The following is a 19,528-nucleotide window of genomic DNA, read 5'->3' as shown; positions in this document are numbered from 1 at the left end:
GTTATCGGATGGCGTCGGGAAAGAGGCGGTCCACCAGCAAGGTGGCGGCCAGCAGATCGGCGGCTCCGCCCGCGGAGGCGTTGAGGCTCAACAGCTGAGATTCCAGCTGTGCCAGCGCGCGACGACCGGCGAAGCTGCCGCAACCACCTGCTTTCAGCACCGCAGCAGCGCCTTGTTGCATCGCAGACAGCCCGGCAAGGCCTGCCCTGGAAAGTACGCAGGTATCAGTCAGGGCGGTCATGATCGAGAGTAGTGCGTTGAGCTGGGCTACCGACTCCACGTCGCCGTTTGCACGGCTTTTGCGCAGGGTTGGCAGGCTCATCTGGTGCAGGTGTGGAAAGCCCTGTTGCGCCTGTTCGCGGGCGCCGGGCAAGCGAAACTCGCGGGCTACCTTTTCGCCGTTGCTTACCGTCTTTGCCGCTGGAGCCGATGGGTCGGGCAGACGGGCCAGCTGTGCGGTGCGATTGAAGAGATCCGATTCGCTGTCACCGACTGTGGCGGCGGCGGTAACGATCAGGCCCAGTGCCCAGATGGCGCCGCGGTGAGTGTTAATGCCGTCGGTGACGGACAGCATTTCGGCTTCGGCTTCCCGCCCCAGGCGTCCGATGCACTCACGTAGTTCTGCATCGGAGCTTATCGTCAGCGCGGCTTCCGCCATACGGGCGAACCAGGGCTCCAGACAGCGGGCGGAGCTGAGCATCAGTGCCAGGTTCATATCGCTGTGCGCCCCGTCACCGCGGCTGTCGACCAGCGCCGGTTTCGGACTGAGTCTGGCTTCCTGCTCCAGTGCCCAGGTCGCCAGCTCACCAAGATAGGCCGCATGGGGTGACCAGGCTGTAGGAGCGTAGTTATAGCGCTTCTCTATGAGGCTCATGGCTTACCAGCTCCTGAATTTGGCGGGCGGCTCATAGAGTCCACCGGACCAGCGTTCCAGGTCACCGATACTGCGAGCGGCCAGTAGGTCTCGGCTGGCGTCGCTGCGGCGGATCCCCAGGTCTTCTGGATAGGCCACCAGCCCTTCGGCGCGCAGCTGGGCGGTAACGGCCGGATCGCGGTTCAGGCCGATTGGAGTCACACCGGCTACGGCGGCGATCATGGCGCGACGCTGTTCCAGCGACTGGGCCTTATAGAGGTAGGCGATCCCTTCTTCGGTCAGGACATGGGTTACATCGCTGGCGTAGATCATCACCGGGGCCAGCGGCATCTGGTAATCGCGAGCCATGGCCAGGGCATCCAGCTCTTCGACCAGTGTCGGTTTGGCACTGTCCTGGAAGGTTTCGACCATCTGCACCACCAGCTTGCGACCCTTGCTGAGCAAAGAGTCGTCCGGTTTCATGTCGAGCCAGGCTGGCGACGAGTGGCGACGACCGCCGCAGTCGTGACCCATGTTGGGAGCACCACCGAAGCCGGCGAGTCGACCGCGGGTGACGGTAGAGGAGTTGCCATCGCCATCCACCTGCAGGGTGGAGCCGATAAACATGTCTACTGCGTACTGGCCTGCAAGCTGGCAGAAAGCTCGGTTGGAGCGCAGCGAACCATCCTTGCCAGTGAAGAACACATCCGGGCGTGCAGCCACGTAGTTCTCCATACCCAGTTCGGTACCGAAGCAGTGCACGCTTTCCACCCAGCCGCTTTCGATGGCCGGGATCAGTGTCGGATGCGGGTTCAATGCCCAGTGGCGGCAGATCTTGCCCTTGAGGCCGAGCGATTCACCGTAGGTCGGCAGCAGCAGTTCGATGGCCGCGGTGTTGAAGCCTATACCGTGGTTAAGCGACTGCACCTGGTGGCGCTCATAGATACCGCGGATTGCCATCATCCCCATCAACACATGCACATCGGTGATCAGGCGCGGGTCGCGGGTGAACAGCGGCTCGATAAAGAACGGCCGGTCAGCCTCGACGATGTAATCGACCCAGGAGGCGGGAATATCGACGCGGGGCAGGTCGGATACATCATCGACAATTTCATTGACTTGGAATACAACGATACCGTCGCGGAAGGCGGCGGCTTCGGCCAGCACCGGGGTGTCTTCTGTGCTCGGCCCGGTATAGATGTTGCCTTCACGGTCCGCTTTAAAACCTGCTAGCAGAGCAACCTTGGGATTGAGGTCAACGAACAGACGGGCGTAGAGCTCGATATAGGTGTGAATCGCGCCCACCTCAAGCAGACCATCTTCCATAAGCTGACCGATTCGCAGGCTCTGTGGACCGGAGAAGGAGAAATCCAGTTTTCGAGCGATGCCGTTCTCGAACAGATCCAGGTGTTCGGGGCGGCCCACGCTTGGCATTACCATATGTAGGTTGTTGATCACGTCCGGATTCAGGGCACCCAGAGAACGGGAGAGAAAGTCTGCCTGTTTCTGGTTGTTGCCTTCGAGAACCACCTTGTCACCGGATCTCAACAGGCGCTCAAGCGCAGCCTGAATGGAATCGGTGGGGATGACCGGACCGTCGGCTATTCCTTCGAGGCTGGCCATGCGGCTCTGCTTTTCCTGGCGGCGTCTCTGCCAGTTGATCGAGGGTTCCGCGGGAGCGTTCATGGGATATCCTCAGCTTGCATTGTTATTGTTGTTACCCACCTTAAAAGGGCTTGAGAGTTCCTTCAATTAAGTTCATTGACGGATCATTACCCTGAGAGTAATGATTGTTATGAGCAGATCAGCCCAGACACCAAGAAGGATAAAAATGTGCTCGACGACACGTTTACGTTAAAGAAGCTTGAGATATTTCTGGCTTTTATGAAGGCCGGAACACTGGCCGATACGGCGGAGAATCTGGGCATGAGCACGGTCAGTGTTCACCGTGCAATCCACTCGTTGGAGGAGGGACTTAAGTGTGCTCTTTTTCGCCAGGAGGGGCGGCTATTAGTACCGCTGCCGAGCGCATTGGTGCTTGAAGAAAGAGTGCTGAGCATCGTCGCTTCGCTGGATGATGCGGTCAAAGTGACGCGCGAAACGGCCGGTATCTACTCCAATAAATTCAAGCTTGGTGCGCTCTATTCACTGACACTGAATACGGTACCGAGATTGATTGCCGGGATGAAACTGCGCAAAGGTGATCTAAATATCGAGCTGACACTTGATTCCAATGAGGTGCTGTTTCGCAAACTCAAATCGGTGGAGCTGGATGCGATATTGGTCTCTTTGGAGCCAGGGTTCCGTGACGATGACTTCACCTGCCTGCCACTGTTCAATGATGAGGTGCTGCTGGCGGTGCCTGCCGACTCCGATCTCAGCGATGCCAGCCCCTTGGACCTATCGGACTTCCGCGAGCAGACCTTCGTTACGCTAAAGAAAGGCTTTGCCACCTTCAGGGACAGCTACCGAGCGTTTGACCGTGCGGGATTTGAGCCGAACGTGGTCATGGAGGTTAGCGATATTTTCTCGTTGATCAGTATGGTCAGTGCCGGTGTGGGCTATGCGTTGCTGCCGCGCCGTGTTGAATCAGTATTTGAGAATAAGATTCGCCTGCTGCCATTGAAAGGGATGGGGGACATACGTCAGAACATCTCAATGGTGTGTCTGGCAAATCGTGAGCGTGATCCACGAATCCTTGCTTGCATTGCCGAATGTCGTACCTACTCAAGAGAGCTTTAACGTCTTTATCTGAGTAATAAGGGTATAGGGTCAGGAGGATTAATATCTCACCGTAGGAGTTCATATACAAAGTGGGTAGGGGCGATGTGATCAAGTCCGGTAAATGCGACGATGCGCGCTGCACATGATCAAGGACGCAGAGATGGATCAACAACTCACATGCGGCGATAGCGAGTTCAGTAACTAGCGCCGCCAAACACGCAAAGAGAAGTTCCTGGGCCGGATGGACAAGCTGAGGGACCTGTTCGAATGTTACCTAGATCAATCGGTTCAAATGTTTGGATGGGTCGAAAGTGACGACCGGGACCGATCGCTGCAACGTCCGCTGAGTGCGCTAAGTGGAATCTTTCCGATAGGAGGATTGGCCGTTGCTCTGTGCCGTCAGCTGACACTATTTGGAGTGACGCTGGCGGTAGTCGAGATACCAAAAGGCCCTTACCAAGGTAAGGGCCTTTTTCTTGAGTACAAGCCGATTATGCCGGCGCCATCTGCAGATCCGCTTGCCGCATCTGCTGTTTCTGCCGCTTCTCCGAGCGTCGAGCGAGGTACCAGGCGAGCAGGGCGGTGGTGGATACGGCAAAAATGATCAGCGTTGCCAGGGCGTTGATCTGTGGCGAGACCCCCAGGCGGACGGAGGAGAACACTACCATCGGCAGCGTGGTGGCGCCGGGGCCGGAGGTAAAGCTGGCGATCACCAGGTCGTCCAGGGACAGGCTGAACGCCAGCAACCAACCGGCGATCAGCGACGGTGCGATCACCGGTACGGTGACCAGGAAGAACGACTGCAGTGGCGTGGCACCCAGATCCAGCGCGGCCTCTTCGATGGAGCGGTCCATCTCGCGCAGGCGGGAGGAGACGACCACGGCGACATAGGCCGAGCAGAAGGTGGAGTGGGCAATCCACACAGTGGTCATACCGCGATCGGTCGGCCAGCCGATCAGGTCGGCCATGTGCACAAACAGCAGCAGTAGCGAAAGGCCGATAATTACGTCCGGCATGACCAGCGGCGCCGAGATCATGTTGGACAGTGTCATCTTGCCCCAGGAGTGGCGGAAACGCGCCATGACGAAGGCTGCCATGGTACCCAGGATCAGCGACATGCTGGCGCTGAAAAACGCGATCTTCAGGCTGGTGGATACCGCACCCAGTATCTGCTCGTTTTCCAGTAGCGTACCGTACCATTTGGTGGACCAGCCGCCCCAGACCGTGACCAGTTTCGAGGCGTTGAAGGAGTAGATCACCAGGATAAGCATCGGCACGTAGAGAAACGCCAGGCCGGCCCAGAGCATGACTTTGGAGAATGAGAGCTTCAGCCCCCGTGAAGCAAGCTTCTTCATGACTCGGCCTCCATCTGCCGGGATTGATAACGGTGGAACAGGGCGATCGGGATGATCAGCAGCACCAGCATCACGATAGCCAGCGCCGAGGCCACCGGCCAGTCGCGGTTGTTGAAGAACTCCTGCCAGAGGATCTTGCCGATCATCAACGAGTTGGGCCCGCCCAGCAGCTCCGGTATCACGAACTCGCCCACGGTCGGGATGAACACCAGCATGGAGCCGGCGATGATGCCGCCCTTGGACAGCGGCAGGGTCACGGTCCAGAAGGTGTGCAGGCTGCGCGAACCCAGGTCTGACGCCGCCTCCAGCAGACTCGGATCGAGCTTGACCAGGTTGGCGTAGAGCGGCAGCACCATGAACGGCAGGTAGCCATAGATGATGCCGATATAAACCGCGAAGTTGGTGTTCATCATCCGCAGCGGCGAGTCGATCAGTCCCAGCCAGAGCAGGAAGTTGTTGATCAGCCCGGTATCGCTGAGCAGACCCATCCAGGCGTAGACGCGGATAAGGAACGAGGTCCAGGAGGGCAGCATGATCAACAGCAGCAGGATGGTCTGCTGCCGTGGCGTGGAGCGTGCCATGGCATAGGCCATCGGATAACCGATCAGCAGACAGCCGAGGGTGGAGAAGAATGCCACCTGGAGCGAGTTTAGATAGGCCGAAACATAGAGGGAGTCATCCAGCAACAGCAGGAAGTTGCCCAGGTTGAGCGAGATCTCCATCACCTCGTCGGTGAAGCTGAACAGGGACTCATAAGGGGGAATCGCGATCGCCATGCTCGACAGGCTGATCTTCAGCACGATCAGGAAGGGCAGGGCAAAGAACAGCAACAGCCAGAAGTAGGGGACACCGAGGGTCCAGATGCGGCCGTTGGGCAGTTTCAGGGTCGGTTTCAGGCTGAGAGTTTTCATGATCGCAGCACCACCCCGCTGGTGGCCTCCCAGCTGATATAAACCGCCTCGTTCCACTGCGGGTAGTCGGCGCGGCGCTCCTTGTTGGCAAGCACGGATTGCACGATCTGCCCGCTCGGCAGCTCGACATAGAACACCGAGAATCCGCCAAGGTAGGCGATATCATGGACCCGGCCCTGGGCCCAGTTGTACTCGGCGTCCGGCTTGTCCCGGGTGATCAGGGTTTTCTCCGGGCGCACCGCCAGCCAGACATGTTTGTTTTGCACGTTGGTGGAGACGCCGTGGCTGACGTAGAGCTGCTGTGGTGTGGCGGGTGATTCTATGATGGCATGGTCGTGTTCGTCGGCGACGATATCGCCCTCAAACAGATTCACCGAGCCGATAAACTCGGCGATCATGCGGCTGTTGGGGCTCTCGTAGATATCGGTCGGGGTGCCGATCTGGGCGATCCAGCCCTCGTCCATGATGGCGATGCGACCGGCCATGGTCATCGCCTCCTCCTGATCGTGGGTCACCATAACGCAGGTAACGCCAACGCGCTCGAGGATCTCGACCACCTCCAGCTGCATACGGGTACGCAGCTTCTTGTCCAGCGCGCCCATCGGCTCGTCGAGCAGCAGAAGCTTGGGCCGTTTGGCCAGTGATCGGGCCAGGGCAACGCGCTGGCGCTGACCGCCGGAGAGCTGGTGCGGCTTGCGCTTGGCGTACTTCTCCATGTGTACCAGCGACAGCATCTCCTGTACGCGTGCTTCTACCTCCGCCTTCGGCAGTTTGTCCCGTTTCAGGCCGAAGGCGATATTCTGTGCCACGGTCATGTGCGGGAACAGGGCGTAGGACTGGAACATCATGTTGATCGGACGCTCGTAGGGGGGCAGGTCGGTAATATCCTGTCCATCGAGAAAGATGCGTCCTTGGGAGGGTTTTTCAAAGCCGGCGAGCATACGCAGCAGGGTCGATTTACCCGAGCCGGAGCCGCCGAGCAGGGCAAAGATTTCGCCCCGGTTGATCGTGAGTGAGACGTTGTCGACCGCGCGCACGTCTTCAAACAGTTTGCTGACGCTGTCGATACGCAGGATCTCGTCCTGTGCAGTAGCGTTCATCTTTTCGTTGATAGCCAAGGAAGCTGTCATGCTGTCTCTCCAAAACTGGAAAAGCACTCCGTTGCGTTTGGTACGGAGGTAAAGCCTGAATACTGGATAGTTGCCTGGGCAACGCCGGTCGCCCTCATAAGGCGCGACCGGCTGCATACCCTTTACTGGCCGGACTTGATACGGGTCCAGCTGCGGGTCATGGCCCGGATCACCTTCGGACTCAGATCGGCAAAGGTGTACAGCTTCTCGCTGGTCTCCTTGCTCGGGTAGATGCCCGGATCGTTGCGGATCGCCTCATCGACATACTGGGTTGCGGCAGCGTTGCCGTTCGGGTAGGCGACGTAGTCGGACACCGCCGCGATCACCTTCGGTTCGAGCAGGTAGTTGAGGAAGGCGTAGGCTTCATCCACATTCTTGGCATCGGCCGGCATTGCGACCATGTCGAAAAAGGTGCCGGCACCCTCCTGCGGAATACTGTAGGCCACATTGACGCCGTTGTCCGCCTCGATGGCGCGGTCCTTGGCCTGGAGGATATCGCCGGACCAACCTACCGCCAGGCAAATATCGCCGTTGGCCAGGTCGGTGATGTACTTGGAGGAGTGGAAGTAGCGCACATAGGGGCGGATCTCCAGCAGCGTCTTTTCCGCCTTGGCGATAGCGTCGGCGCTGGTCGGGTTGGGGTCTTCACCCAGGTAGTTCAGCGTGGCCGGGAAGATCTCGCTCGGCGCATCGAGCAGAGAAACACCGCAATCCTTCAGCTTGGCGATGTTTTCCGGCTTGAAGATCACGTCCCAGGAGGTGATCTCGTCGACACCCAGTGCGGCCTTGATCTTGTCGACGTTGTAGCCGATGCCGGTGGTACCCCAGAGGTAGGGGAAGGAGTGCTGGTTACCCGGATCGGCCTGCTCCAAGGTTTTCATCAGCGAGGGATCCAGGTTGCTCCAGTTCGGCAGCTTGCCGCGGTCCAGTTCCATAAAGATGCCGGCGCGGATCTGTTTGGCCAGGAAGCTGTTGGAGGGCACGACGATATCGTAACCGGAGTGACCGGAGAGCAGTTTTGCTTCCAGCACCTCGTTGCTGTCGAACACGTCGTAGATCACCTTGATGCCGGTGGCGGCTTCGAAGTTGGCCAGGGTGTCTTCTGCGATATAGTCAGACCAGTTGTAGACGTGCAGCGTTTTCTGTTCGGCCTGGGCGGTACCACACATGGCGGCGCCAAGAGTCATTGCCAGCAGGGTCTTGTGGATAAAGGGTTTCATGATCTCTCCTCAAGTGTACAGGTCCAATGGTTTTCAGTGATTCGGCTGCGGCAGGACGAATTGCCGTGCCGGAGGTTGTACTGTCCGCCGGTCGGTGGCGGTTGAGGGGAACTGGCTAATTGACTCATGTCTGCATCCTTCTTGTTACTTTTATGGTTCGGATCGCTGAGTTTCTGGTTATTGATCTGTATTTTTTTTTTGGTTTACACGGACAGCAGCAGGAACTCGCGCTCCCATGAACTGATCACACGTTTGAAATTTTCCATCTCGGCCCGCCGGGTGGCGACGTAGCCTTCGACGAACAGGTCGCCGAGGTAGCGACGGATCACCGGGCATTGCTCCATCTGCTCGTTGGCCGCTTCCAGTGTCAGCGGCAGGCGCAGGTTGCGCCGCTCGTAGGCACGCCCTTCGACCGGCGCACTGGGGGACAACCCCTCGACCATGCCGATATAGCCGCACAGCAGGCTGGCGGCGATCGCCAGGTAAACGTTGGCATCGGCGCCCGGCAGGCGGTTCTCGACCCGGCGGTTCTGCGCCGAGGACACCGGCACGCGCAAGCCGCAGGTACGGTTCTCCTCGCCCCACTCCACGTTGACCGGTGCCGAGGTATCCGGCAGGAAGCGGCGGAAGGAGTTGACGTTAGGGGCCAGCATCGGGATCAGGCTGGGGATATAGGTCTGTAGCCCGGCGATATGGCTCAGGAACAGCTCGCTCTTCTCGCCCCCTTCGGTGCTGAACACATTCTTGCCGGTGCGGAGATCGAGCACGCTCTGATGCAGGTGCATTGCACTGCCGGGCTCGTTGGTCACCGGTTTGGCCATGAAAGTGGCGACCACGTTGTGCTTCAGTGCCGCTTCGCGCAACGTGCGCTTGAACACGAACACCTGATCGGCCAGCTCGAGCGGATCGCCATGGAGGAAGTTGATCTCCATCTGCGCCGTACCCTCTTCGTGGATCAGGGTATCGATCTCCAGCCCCTGCATCTCGCACCAGTCGTACATATCCTCGAACAGCGGGTCGTACTCGTTGGCGGCTTCTATTGAGAAGGACTGGCGGCCGGTTTCCGGTCGGCCGGAGCGGCCGGTGGGCGGTTTCAGCGGCAGGTCGTGGTCCGGGTTGCGTTCGGTGAGGTAGAACTCCATCTCCGGTGCGACTACCGGCTTCCAACCCTTCTCGGCATACAGGCCGAGTACCTTCTTTAATACGTTACGCGGCGAAAGCGGGACGGGGTTGGCGTTGCGGTCATAGGTGTCGTGGATAACCAGGGCGGTTTTTTCGATCGTCCAGGGGAGCTGGTAGGCGGCGCGGGGATCGGGTTTGCAGATGAAGTCGATATCGGCCGGGTCGAGTAGGGAGTAGTAGATCTCGTCCTCTACGTAATCACCGGTGACGGTCTGCAGCAGCACACTCTCCGGTAATCGCATCCCCTTTTCGGCGATGAACTTATCCACCGGGGAGATCTTGCCGCGGGCGATGCCGGTCAGGTCACTGACCACGCACTCCACTTCGGTAATCTTCTGTTCTTTCAGCCAGCGTTCTAGGTCCGCTTCCATGTTGAATACTCGGTTGTTTTTAAGGCTACGACACCCTTGCTACTGACTCCGCCTGCTGGCGGAGCCGCTGCTGTCGTTCAACTGGGTGTTCGATTTATTTCACGACAGTCTGTGGACAGATCATCGCGTTACCGAGCCAAGCCCAACAATACCCCCCGGGTGGTATTTTCCGGAAAATACTTTCAAATCAGAATGGTATGGCATCGATGGTATGCACCCTAATCGAGCAGGTGAGCGAAAACGGTGCGTAATTTATTGATGTGGCTCAAGATTTTGGATTTGAATTGATGCCAAAAAACAATGCTATTTGATTGAAATACTTTACATAAAAACGGGTGTAGCATGAGTTACGTAAGCTCAGAAGATGTCGATGTTCCCAGTCTTAATGAGGCTGAAACTTTCCTGAAAGAACATCCGGACCTGCAGTTTGTAGACCTCCTGATCGCCGATATGAACGGCATCGTCAGGGGCAAGAGAGTCGATAGGTCGGCGCTGACCAAGGCCTATGGCAAGGGTATCGCCCTGCCGGCGTCGTTGTACGGTCTTAACATTCAGGGCACCACGGTGGAGGAAACCGGGCTGGGCCTGGAGATAGGGGATGCGGACAGGATCTGCTACCCGATACCGGGCACCCTGGCGATGGAGCCCTGGCAGAAGCGTCCCATCGCCCAATGCCTGATGTCGATGTACGAGGATCGGGATACGCCGTTTTTTGCCGACCCGCGCATGATTCTGAAAAGTATCGTGCGCCGGTTTAAGGAGCTGGGGCTGACGCCGGTCACCGCCTTCGAACTGGAGTTCTATCTGATCGACCAGGAGAACCTGTCCGGTCGTCCCCAGCCGCCACGCTCCCCCATCTCCGGCAAGCGTCCGGAGAGTGTTCAGGTTTACTCCATCGACGAGCTGGATGAGTACACCGATCTGCTGATGGATATTATCTCCACCGCCCGCTCCCAGGGGCTGCCGGCGGACACCATCGTCGCCGAGTCGGCGCCGGGCCAGTTCGAGATCAACCTGATGCATGTGGACGATCCGGTCCGCTCCTGCGACAACGCCACGCTGCTGCGCCGGGTGATCAAGAACGTGGCCTATGACCACGAGTTGGACACCACCTTCATGGCCAAGCCCTATGCCGATCAGGCCGGTAACGGGATGCACCTGCATATCAGTCTGGTGGATCGAGAGGGGCGCAACATCTTTGCCGTCGATGACGACGAAAATGCCAACGATATGCTGCGCTGGGCCCTGGGCGGGTTGCTGGAGACGCTGGATCAGTACTTCGCCATCCTCTGTCCCAACATCAACTCCTACCGTCGTTTCAGCAAGGAGTTCTTCGTACCGATGGCGCCCACCTGGGGGGTTGAGAATCGTACCACGGCGCTGCGTATCCCCGGCGGCGATCCGGCCGCGACCCGTATCGAGCACCGCGTAGCCGGCACCGACGCCAACCCCTACCTGATGATGGCCGCGATGCTGTCGGCGATGCATTACGGCATCTCCAACAAGATCGAGCCACCGCCCAGTGTTGTCGGCAACGCCTACGAGCAGTATCCGGCGACGCTGCCCAACAACCTGCGCGATGCACTGCGCTCGCTGGCAGGCTCAACGGTGATGAACGAGTATCTTGGCAGCGATTTCCTTGATGTGTTCATCGCCTGCAAGGAGAGCGAGCTGGCCGAATTTGAACGTACCATCTCCGACCTGGAGTACTCCTGGTACCTGCATACTGTCTGATAGAGGAGATAAAAATGTCCCGTGTAGTATGTGTTGCCGCAACACAGATGGCCTGTAGCGCTGATCGCAACGACAATATAGAGCGTGCCGAGGCGCTGGTGCGCCAGGCTCACGCCCAGGGTGCACAGATTATTTTGCTGCAGGAGCTGTTCGAGACCCCCTATTTCTGCAAAAAGCAGAAGGCGGAGCATCTGGCGCTGGCAACCACACTGGAGGAGAACCCGGCGGTACAGCACTTTTCACGCATTGCTGCCGAGCTGCAGGTGGTGCTGCCGATCTGCTTCTACGAACGCAAGGGGCAGACGCGATTCAATTCGGTGGTGGTGATCGATGCCGACGGCAGTCTGTTGCCGAATCTTTATCGCAAGAGCCATATCCCGGATGGACCGGGGTACAGCGAGAAGTTCTACTTCACCCCGGGCGATACCGGGTTCCAGGTCTGGAACACCCGTTATGCCCGCATCGGCGTCGGCATCTGCTGGGATCAGTGGTTCCCGGAAACCGCACGCTGCCTGGCACTGAACGGGGCCGAGCTGATCTTCTATCCGACCGCCATCGGCAGCGAGCCGCAGGATGCGACCCTGGATTCCCGCCGCCACTGGCAGCGCACCCAGCAGGGGCATGCGGCGGCCAACCTGACGCCGGTGATCGCCTCCAACCGGGTCGGCAGTGAGGAGGAAGAGGAGGTGGGGATAACCTTTTACGGCTCCTCGTTCATCGCCAACCAGCACGGCGAGCTGGTCGAAGAGGCGCCGCGTGAAGGCACGGCGGTACTGGTACACAGCTTCGACCTGGATCAGCTGGCTGCCGTGCGCCGGGGCTGGGGCGTGTTCCGCGATCGCCGTCCGGAGCTGTACGGCGCCATCAGCAGTCTGGATGGCTGCTCAAGCGGTTTAACCGGCTATAGTGCCAAATAGAGAGGCAGCAGCATGAACATACTCAATGGCACACCCGCCGCCGACGGCTTTTATATGCCGGCGGAGTGGGCGCCACAGAAACAGATCTGGATGCTCTGGCCGGAGCGTCCCGATAACTGGCGCTTGGGAGCCAAGCCGGCACAGGCGGCGTTTACCGCTGTGGCACGCGCCATCGCCGAGTTCGAGCCGGTCAGTATAGGCGTCAGCGCCTCGCAGTACGAGAACGCCTGCCGCCAGCTGGCACACCCGCGCATCCGCGTGTTGGAGATCTCCAGCAACGATGCCTGGATGCGCGATACCGGACCGACCTTCGTCACCAATGGCGCTGAAGTGCGTGCCATTGACTGGGAGTTCAACGCCTGGGGCGGTTTGCGCGGTGGCCTGTATTTCCCCTGGGACCTGGACGAGCAGGTGGCGGCCAAGGTAGCAGGAGTGGAGGGCTGCGCCCGCTACCGTACCGAGGGGTTCATCTTGGAGGGAGGCTCTATCCACGTGGACGGCGAAGGCACCCTGCTGACCACCGAGGAGTGCCTGCTCAACGCCAACCGTAACCCGGAGATGAGCCGCGAGCAGATCGAGCAGAAGCTGCAGCACTACTTGGGCATTAGTAAAACCATCTGGCTGCCGGACGGGCTGTACAGCGACGAGACCGACGGCCATGTGGATAACTTCTGCTGCTTCGTGCGGCCGGGAGAGGTGGCGCTGGCCTGGACCGACGACCAGACCGATCCGAACTATGAGCGTTGTCATGCGGCCCTGGACAGGTTGGCCAACACCACAGATGCCTCCGGGCGTACGCTGACCGTGCACCGTATGCCGATCCCCGGTCCGCTCTATGCCAGCGCCGAGGAGTGTGCCGGCGTCGACCACCATGATGGTAGCCAGCCGCGCGATCCGTCGATCCGCCTGGCCGGCTCCTATATCAACTACTTGTTGGTCAACGGCGGCGTGATTATGCCGCGCTTCGGTGACCCTGCCGACGCGGCGGCGCAGGAGTTGATGCAGAAGCTCTACCCGGAGCGTCGGGTGGTAACCGTGCCGGGGCGGGAGATCCTGCTCGGCGGCGGTAATATTCATTGCATAACGCAGCAGCAGCCGCTGCCCTGATCAGGTGTTAATGAAGGGGCTCTGCGTCCGCGCAGCGCCCCTTCATCATTAGCGTCGGATGGCGGCGGTAACCAGCCGGCAGGGCAGATCGAAGGGGTTGCTTATCTGGTAGTCTTGGCCGGGTTCGAGATAGAAGGCATCGCCGGCCTCCAAAGTGAAGGGTTCAAGATCGACGTTCATTTCGATCTTTCCGGACACGACAATACCGGCAATGTCGCTGTCGATCGCAAAGGGCTGATCCGGAACGCTGCGCGGAGGATAATAGTGGTCGAGCATATTCAGCATACGCTCGTTGAGCTTGCTGCCGATCAGCTTGCGGATAATGCCGGCGCTGCCGACGTCGGGCAGCTCCTCGGCACGATAGATGGCACAGGGGGTGGATTCGTCCAGCTGGCCTGATGCGAAAAACTCGGTCAGCGTGACCGGGATACCGGCCAGAACTTTTTCCAGCGAACTGATCGACGGACTGACACTGTTCTTCTCGATCATGGATATGGTGCTGTTGGTGACGCCGGCTCTTTTGGCCAGCTCGCGCTGGGATAGACCGTGGGCTTTACGGAACGCTTTCAGGTTGCCACCAATGTCCAAGGTCTTCGGCCTCCTTAAGTACAGGTGAAGGGTGCTGGTATCTCTAAATTGAGGTGTGTGAAATAAAGAACGTATTTTATCAGGTATACCGCTTAAAAGGTCGTTATTTACGCAATTCTCTTTTAAATCGTAAAATATAATTTACATCCATGACTGTGGAGTCAGCTATGAACACGCCCGTGCACACGGCACGTCATCCGGAATCCTTCTACACCGCGACCGCACGCGAGATGGTCGAGCATCCGCGGCTGGAGGGCAGCATCAGCGTCGATGTCTGCGTCGTCGGCGGCGGCTTCAGTGGCGTCAATACCGCCCTGGAGCTGGCTGAACGCGGTTTCAGCGTCGCCCTGCTGGAGGCGCGGCGCATCGGCTGGGGGGCTTCCGGGCGTAACGGTGGTGAGCTGATTCGCGGTATCGGCCACGGTATCGAGCAGTTTGCCGGTGAGATCGGCCAGCAGGGGATCAACGCCATTGCCCAGATGGGGATCGAAGCGGTTGAGATCGTACGGGATCGGGTATCTCGTTACGCTATCGATTGCGACCTGCAGATGGGGTATTGCGACCTGGCATTGAAACCGCGCCACATGCGCGAACTGGAGGAGGATCAGGCGTTCCTGCACAGCCTGGGCTATCAACCTGAAACCCGTATCCTGCAGCGTGAGCAGATGCATGAGGTGATCGGTTCTGATCGCTACCTGGGCGGTATGATCGATATGGGCAGCGGCCATCTGCACCCGCTGAATCTGGTGCTGGGAGAGGCGAGAGCTGCCCGTGAAGCCGGTGTGCAGATCTTCGAGTACACCCCGGCTGAGAAGATCGTCAAGGGTGACAAGCCGAAGGTGGTGACCCCCTCAGGCGAGGTGAATTGCCGCTACCTGGCGCTGTGCGGCAACGCCTATATCGGCCATAAGCTGGAGCCCCATATCGGTGGCAAGGTACTGCCCGCCGGCAGTTACCTGATCGCCACCGAACCGCTGAGCGACGCGCAATGCCGGGATATCATTCCGCAGAACATGGCGTTTGCCGATCTCAGCGTGGCATTGGATTACTTCCACCTGTCAGCGGACCGACGTCTGCTGTTCGGCGGCCTGTGCAACTATTCCGGCCGCGATCCGCGCGATATCACCGGCGCCTTGATGCCCAATCTGGAGCGGGTGTTTCCGCAGCTGAAAGGTGTCCGGGTGGAGTATGAGTGGGGCGGTATGATCGGTATCGGCGCCAACCGTCTGCCGCAGATCGGCCGTCTGCCCGATGCGCCCAATATCCTCTATGCCCAGGCCTATGCCGGCCATGGCGTCAATGCCACCCATATGGCCGCGCGGGTGATCGCCGAGCTGTTAAGCGGGCAAGCCGAGCGCTTCGATATCTTCGACCGGGTCAAGCATATGACCTTTCCCGGCGGCCCGGCACTGCGCTCGCCGTTGCTGGCGCTGGGGATGCTCTATTACCGGGTTAAGGATCTTTTCTGATCGACTCGGCGAAGCCAAAGTCCGGTGTTTTGATTGGCCGCTTACGCGGCCAGTCATACTGCCGATGGTGATGAGCAACGATCATGACGTAACGCGGACAAATATCCCGGTGAAGATATAATCCACGCCGCCGACGTTCGCGACTGAGCCTACTTTGCCACTTGTCCATGCATACAGGTTGGGCTGTTGGGTGTCACGTCCGCCGTCCGGATTCATGACCCAAATGTTGCCCCCATCTTTTCGAGCAAGCAGGTAATGCCCTTGACCAGTACTCGCAATCAGCACCACCAGAAGAATGCGGGCGTCATTATCGAAATGCGATGCATTAAGGGCGCTGATCTGCCCGGTCATTCCGGTGCTGGCCAATTGATCCCGATGCGCACCGTACGCCTGGGCCATCGCGTCAGGGTTGCCGTCCATAAGATCGACAATTCTGGCCTGATCTTCGTAGAGCTGGGCTTTCTTGCCATTACCGATGAAGAAGTTCGCGACATAGGCAATGGGGGATTCCTCTTTTTTCGCTTGCCAAATGTTCTGCCATATCTTCATCTCGGTAGCAGCGTTAATTTCGGGCGCTGTAATGACACCAAGCTCCGCCATGCTCACCATTACCGAAACTGCCCCACATGATTTCGCTTGAGTTTGTGCAAAGCTATACCTAGGCATTTGTTATCTCCTTTTTAATTGTCCAACAATCGTTGCCTAACATTTGCATATCTACCGTGCAGGGACGCACACGGGTGCGGCAGACGCCACAGCCCCCGAAACCTGCGGCTAGTTGACCGATCTGTCGCCGACCAGTTCGGCGAAACGCAGAAGCTGGATCGGCGGAAACAGCTCCAGCTTGCGTGCTATGTCGATATTGATGAAGACCGAATAGCGACTCAGCGCAGAGATAGGTAGAGCGCCGGGCTGTTTGCCGTCAAACAGTACTTTTTCCGCCTGGTTGGCGGCCAGGCGACCGACGTTGTAATAGCGGTTGGCGACCGCCAGCAGGCCTTGGGATTTGGTCACCATCTCCTCATACGCGCTGGCAACCGGTAGATGCTGATCAGCGGCGGCCTGGGTAAATACGTCACCGTTCTGCAGGTTGTAAGAGCTGGAGCCAACATAGATCACATCGACCCTCTCATCCGCCATCTGCTTCATAAGTTCCGGCAGCTGCCCCTCCAGCGGATTACCTTTGTCGTCCACCGCGTAGGTGCGCTTTACCAGAGTGAAGCCCAGGCTGTCAGACATTGCTTCCAGTTGCTCGGTGTTCAGGACCGAGTTCAGCTCTGTGGGGCTGTAGATCACGCCGATCCGCTTCGCGTCCATATAGTCCTGAATGGCGCGGATTTGCACCTCTTCCGGAACGCGGTTGCGAATACCGGTAACCGAAGGCCGTCCACTCTGTTCGTATGACGTGACGATACCCGCACTGATCGGATCAGCGACCACCATAAACATCGCCGGTATGTCGCCCAGCAGGGTTTGCTCACTGCCCTCCTTAATCGGGCCGATGATAGCCTTGGTTACAGAGGTGCCCCAGGTGACCACCAGATCCGGTTGTATCGCGTGGGCTTCGTTCAGGAAACCGGCCAGTTTGCCCTTGTCGCGTGCCGCATCCCGCAGTATGAGTTCAACCGGCAGCTTCTTATCCTTCAGGTATTGTGTGAAACCCTGGCAAGCCTCTTCGCAGCCGCGCCACAGAACCATATAGATGCGCGCGGGCTGGGTATCGGAAAACGCGGCGCTGGCAGACAGGCTGAGTGACAACAGGGCCGCAGTAATCAGTAGCTTGAATTTCATGTTGCAAGCGCTTCCTTCTTGTCGGCTGCTTTCAGGTAGAAGCCCATCACTACGCCGGCAATCACGATGCCGGTACCGACAATCACCATCGCCTCGCCGTAGTCGTAAATCGCCAGCAGGCAGGCGACCAGTACCGGACCCAGTACACTGCCGATCCGCTCCGAGGTGCGCAGTACGCCCAGTGCAGTGGTACGGCCAACTTCGGGAGTGGCTTCGGCCGCTTCCATCGCTGCCGCAATCAGCGGCGCCTTGAGAATAGAGTGGGCAGCGCCCATCATCGCCACGGCCAGCAGCATCGTCATGATAGACGCTTCGCCGTAGAGCGAGATCAGTATGGCGCCGGAGAGTATGGTGCCGAGAATGACCAGTTCCACCATCTTGCCGGTACGGTCGGCCAACTGTGACGCGATAGGGCCGAGCGGGATGATGATGAGGGAGTAGACCATCATGATCCGGCCGATTTCCGACTGGCTGGCGTCCAGAGAGACCAGATACAGCGGTACCAGGTAGTAGAGAAATCCGGTCAGGATGATCTTGGTTGGAATGGCGCAAAACAAAATAATACAGACAAAGCGGATATTCCTAGCAAGTGCCCAGATGCCGCCCTTGCTGCCTGCAGCGGCTTTTTTGCTCTGCCCGTCCACCTCTTCCGAGAGCATCAGCCACGCCAGCAGGCCAGCGAAAGCAGCCAATGCCGCGGACAACAGGAACACCGGCTGGTAGCCGATCCGGTCGGCAATAATACCGCCCAGGGCAGTACCGCACATGGTGGCGGTCATCAATACGCCGACGAACACGGCCATCCCTTTGGCGCGATTTTCCGAGGTGACGATCGCGGCGATATACCCCTGACAACTGATCGTGATGATCGCGTAGCCAAAAGCGGTGATGGCGCGCCAGGCGATGATTTCGTAGACACTGGATGCCAGAGCGCAGCCCAGATAGCCGGCCAGTGCGGGAATCAGGCCCCAGAGAAACAGTCGCTTGTTGCCCCAGCGATCGACCCAACTGCCGGCAAAGGGGGTCGCGGCAGCAATAACGAACATAAATACCGAGATCGGTAATCCGACCATGATGTCCTTGTCGAACCAGGGGTTGGGTTCGTAGTACTCGGAAACGAACAGCGGCATGAACGACTTTTGCAGCTCCTCACCGAAAGCAAAGACGAACAGCGGAATACGAGCATCGGTGATGCTGCCTTGCTTCTCGCGCAGAACCTTGAGCAGGTTGAACTGTTCGGCCATTGTGCGCAGTCGGCTGCCGAGCCCTCGGTTGTCGGTCTGGGGGATGTCCGCTGGATCGGAGATGACTGCACCACCACCGTTGGTGGCCTGGTCCAGGGCCGCGCGGAAGCGCTGCTGCAACTGCCGCGAGTCCTTATTGAGTTCACTGATGAAACTGCCGATGGAGCCCTTGCTGGCCAGATTGTCGTTGACTGAGAAGTCACCGCTAGCCTGACGTTCCAGGATGCTTTCCGAGCGCTGCAGTGGGCCAGAGACGTAAAACATCACCAACACCATAACGACCTCGAACGAGACCAGCAGGACCGCGACCAGAACGATGGCGATATCGAAGAATACATCGGTCAATTGAGTCCGAATGTAGCCGGTGTCAAGGCCCACCTGGACCGCACCGTAACTATGCCCGTTGCTGGTTAACGGCAAGTAGAGATTCTCGGCCTGGCCGTCTGCCTGCGCCCCAAGCGGCAAAAGGCGCAGCAAGTCGCGACCGCCGTTGATCAGGCGGGTGAAAAAGCTTGCCTGCAGAGCCAGATCCGAGTGCAGATGCTGCTGACTCGGTGCACTGGTCATGGGCAGGGCATTATCGGAGTCGCCGCCACGGTAGAGCACCTCGCCGGAAGGTGCTGTAACCAGAACGTAAACCAGCTCCGGGTACTTGGTCGCTGTTTCCTGGAGATAGAGATCCATCCCCTTGATCTGGCTGAACGGAATCCCTACCTGTACCGCCAGGTCGACATCTTCGCGAATAACTTCGGCAATGGCTTCCGCTTTCTGCAGCAAGCGAGGCTTCAGCGCGATGTTGAACTCGGTGAGCGTGTAGACGGCACTGATAATAGAGGCCAACAGAGTGCTGAGCAGGGTCGTCAGAAACAAGCGGTTGTTGATAAATCCGGTCAGGCCCGTGCTGCGCTTAGTCATCAATATTTCCTTCTTGT

The 19,528-nt window shown here is 58.7% G+C and carries 16 protein-coding genes; 5 read left to right on the top strand and 11 right to left on the bottom strand.

The features are described from left to right. Position 1 precedes the first annotated feature (1 nt). Both IEX40_RS02810 and mdcA read right to left on the bottom strand, forming a co-directional pair. Positions 2-874 (bottom strand): triphosphoribosyl-dephospho-CoA synthase, encoded by an 873-nt coding sequence (locus tag IEX40_RS02810; protein ID WP_188745566.1) that lies wholly within the window; start codon positions 872-874, stop codon positions 2-4. A 3-nt stretch (positions 875-877) separates the two neighbouring features. Then, positions 878-2,539, bottom strand: a complete 1,662-nt coding sequence (mdcA, locus tag IEX40_RS02805) for a malonate decarboxylase subunit alpha (protein WP_188745565.1) — start codon at positions 2,537-2,539, stop codon at positions 878-880. 147 nt (positions 2,540-2,686) lie between these two features. On the opposite strand from mdcA, the gene IEX40_RS02800 reads away from it, so the two are divergent. Beyond that, positions 2,687-3,595: a LysR family transcriptional regulator gene (locus IEX40_RS02800; protein WP_229680511.1), complete on the top strand. Its 909-nt coding sequence runs from the start codon at positions 2,687-2,689 to the stop codon at positions 3,593-3,595. 473 nt (positions 3,596-4,068) lie between these two features. Here the strand turns inward: IEX40_RS02800 and IEX40_RS02795 are convergent, their stop codons facing one another. From IEX40_RS02795 to IEX40_RS02775, 5 genes are all read right to left on the bottom strand, one after another. Then, entirely contained in the window at positions 4,069-4,932 is an 864-nt protein-coding gene (locus IEX40_RS02795; RefSeq protein WP_188745564.1) for an ABC transporter permease subunit, read from the bottom strand. Beyond that, entirely contained in the window at positions 4,929-5,843 is a 915-nt protein-coding gene (locus IEX40_RS02790) for an ABC transporter permease subunit (protein WP_188745563.1), read from the bottom strand. The genes IEX40_RS02795 and IEX40_RS02790 overlap by 4 nt, the downstream gene beginning before the upstream one ends. After that, complete coding sequence (gene potA / locus IEX40_RS02785) at positions 5,840-6,973, bottom strand: polyamine ABC transporter ATP-binding protein (protein ID WP_188745562.1); 1,134 nt, start codon at positions 6,971-6,973, stop codon at positions 5,840-5,842. The genes IEX40_RS02790 and potA overlap by 4 nt, the downstream gene beginning before the upstream one ends. Positions 6,974-7,095: 122 nt before the next feature. Continuing rightward, positions 7,096-8,193, bottom strand: a complete 1,098-nt coding sequence (locus IEX40_RS02780) for an extracellular solute-binding protein (RefSeq protein WP_188745561.1) — start codon at positions 8,191-8,193, stop codon at positions 7,096-7,098. Positions 8,194-8,396: 203 nt separating this feature from the next. Then, positions 8,397-9,746: a glutamine synthetase family protein gene (locus tag IEX40_RS02775; protein ID WP_188745560.1), complete on the bottom strand. Its 1,350-nt coding sequence runs from the start codon at positions 9,744-9,746 to the stop codon at positions 8,397-8,399. Between the two features lie 342 nt (positions 9,747-10,088). Between IEX40_RS02775 and IEX40_RS02770 the strand changes: the two genes are divergently transcribed. The 3 genes from IEX40_RS02770 to aguA are packed head-to-tail and all read left to right on the top strand — an operon-like array spanning position 10,089 to position 13,504. Continuing rightward, positions 10,089-11,480, top strand: coding sequence for a glutamine synthetase family protein (locus tag IEX40_RS02770; protein WP_188745559.1), 1,392 nt, complete (start codon positions 10,089-10,091; stop codon positions 11,478-11,480). Between the two features lie 14 nt (positions 11,481-11,494). Beyond that, a complete protein-coding gene (aguB, locus tag IEX40_RS02765) occupies positions 11,495-12,397 on the top strand; it encodes an N-carbamoylputrescine amidase (RefSeq protein WP_188745558.1) in 903 nt (300 codons plus the stop codon). Positions 12,398-12,409: 12 nt separating this feature from the next. Next, the gene (aguA, locus tag IEX40_RS02760) at positions 12,410-13,504 is read left to right on the top strand and encodes an agmatine deiminase (RefSeq protein WP_188745557.1); all 1,095 of its coding nucleotides are present in this window, start codon (positions 12,410-12,412) and stop codon (positions 13,502-13,504) included. Positions 13,505-13,552: 48 nt separating this feature from the next. Here the strand turns inward: aguA and IEX40_RS02755 are convergent, their stop codons facing one another. Continuing rightward, a complete protein-coding gene (locus IEX40_RS02755; RefSeq protein WP_188745556.1) occupies positions 13,553-14,092 on the bottom strand; it encodes a helix-turn-helix domain-containing protein in 540 nt (179 codons plus the stop codon). A 167-nt stretch (positions 14,093-14,259) separates the two neighbouring features. Between IEX40_RS02755 and IEX40_RS02750 the strand changes: the two genes are divergently transcribed. Further along, positions 14,260-15,561 (top strand): NAD(P)/FAD-dependent oxidoreductase, encoded by a 1,302-nt coding sequence (locus IEX40_RS02750; protein WP_188745555.1) that lies wholly within the window; start codon positions 14,260-14,262, stop codon positions 15,559-15,561. Between the two features lie 81 nt (positions 15,562-15,642). Here IEX40_RS02750 and IEX40_RS02745 read toward each other — a convergent pair whose 3' ends face one another. The 3 genes from IEX40_RS02745 to IEX40_RS02735 all read right to left on the bottom strand — a co-directional run bounded on the left by IEX40_RS02745 (position 15,643) and on the right by IEX40_RS02735 (position 19,511). Then, complete coding sequence (locus IEX40_RS02745) at positions 15,643-16,227, bottom strand: hypothetical protein (RefSeq protein ID WP_188745554.1); 585 nt, start codon at positions 16,225-16,227, stop codon at positions 15,643-15,645. Positions 16,228-16,335: 108 nt separating this feature from the next. Further along, positions 16,336-17,352, bottom strand: a complete 1,017-nt coding sequence (locus IEX40_RS02740; protein WP_188745553.1) for an ABC transporter substrate-binding protein — start codon at positions 17,350-17,352, stop codon at positions 16,336-16,338. Further along, the gene (locus IEX40_RS02735; RefSeq protein ID WP_188745552.1) at positions 17,349-19,511 is read right to left on the bottom strand and encodes an MFS transporter; all 2,163 of its coding nucleotides are present in this window, start codon (positions 19,509-19,511) and stop codon (positions 17,349-17,351) included. Before IEX40_RS02735 ends, IEX40_RS02740 begins: the two co-directional genes overlap by 4 nt. Positions 19,512-19,528: the final 17 nt, after the last annotated feature.

This window comes from Marinobacterium zhoushanense, from assembly GCF_014641945.1.
GTDB lineage: Bacteria > Pseudomonadota > Gammaproteobacteria > Pseudomonadales > Balneatricaceae > Marinobacterium_D > Marinobacterium_D zhoushanense.
Note: the sequence above shows the minus strand (reverse complement) of the source record. Positions and strands in the feature narration are given on the sequence as shown.